Source organism: Microbacterium sp. Bi128 (assembly GCF_918698205.1).
Genome location: NZ_CAKKMM010001586.1, coordinates 1 through 1,110 on the forward strand (window position 1 = coordinate 1; position 1,110 = coordinate 1,110).

Sequence of the window (1,110 nt, forward strand, 5' to 3'; positions counted from 1 at the left end):
CGCCGCGCATGGCCGCCTCGGTCACCGCCGTCACTTCCTCGCGCTTGCCGGCGTAGGCGGCCAGCAGCTCGATTACTTCCTGCTGGATGAGGGTGGAGTCCACGTCCATGATGAGGAACTTCCGGGGCGCGCTGCGCAGTGCTGCCGGAACCAGGGCCGTGTCGACGCCCTCGATGCCGGCGGCCGCCAGCGCACGGCGCGCACCGTCCAGGCGGGCTTCCGCAACCGCGGCGGCTGTGGCGGCGTCGGGCGAGCCTGCCCCCGAGGCGTCCAGTGCGCAGTCGACGGCGTATACCTCGAAGCGGGCGTCGCCGGTCCGGGTTTCCGCCCCGACGCCCAGCCCGGCGGCCGTCAGGAGCGAACGCAGCCGCTGGATGTCGGGAAGGGACAGTTTCAGGCCGTAGCTCACTGCGGTCACGTTCGAACTCATGGCCTCAATCCTAGCGAGCGGGCGGCGGGCGGCCCGAATTCGTTGCGCCCGGGCGGGCGCCGCGTGACGCTCCACGGCAGGGCGCGGCGCCGGTTATCAGTCGCCCGCTTTTTTGTCCTAGTGTCTACTCCTATGAGTGATGTTCTTGAAATGGCCGGGGTCAGTGTTGTACGTGGGGCGAAGACGCTCCTGGACAAGGTCGACTGGCAGGTCAAAGAGGGCGAACGCTGGGTGATCCTGGGCCCCAACGGCGCCGGCAAGACCACGCTCCTCCAGCTGGCCGCGGCCCGCATCCACCCGACCTCCGGAATGGCGGGCATCCTCGAGGAAGTCCTCGGCGCCGTCGACGTCTTCGAGCTCCGCCCCCGGATCGGGCTGTCCTCCGCTGCGCTGGCCAGCCAGATCCCCGAGCACGAGAAGGTCCTCAACGTGGTGGTCACCGCCGCGTACGGCGTGACCGGCCGCTGGCGCGAGGGCTACGAGAAGGACGACGAGCGGCGCGCCTTCGGGCTGCTGAACGAGTGGGGGATGGGCCCGCTGCTCAACCGCCCCTTCGCCTCGCTTTCCGAGGGGGAGCGCAAGCGCGTCCAGATTGCCCGCGCCCTCATGACCGATCCCGAGCTCCTGCTCCTGGACGAGCCGGCCGCGGGGCTCGACCTCGGCGGCCGCGAGGACCTGGT

At 70.5% G+C, this 1,110-nt stretch carries 1 protein-coding gene and 1 pseudogene; one reads left to right on the forward strand and one right to left on the reverse strand.

Annotation, left to right across the window (positions count from 1 at the left end; genetic code table 11):
- Positions 1-430: pseudogene (locus tag LQV45_RS34730) on the reverse strand (phosphoserine phosphatase SerB); the annotation flags it as partial.
- A gap of 132 nt (positions 431-562) precedes the next feature.
- On the opposite strand from LQV45_RS34730, the gene LQV45_RS34735 reads away from it, so the two are divergent.
- Positions 563-1,110 (forward strand): ABC transporter ATP-binding protein (locus LQV45_RS34735; protein WP_230012485.1); only part of this gene is annotated, 548 nt, incomplete at its 3' end.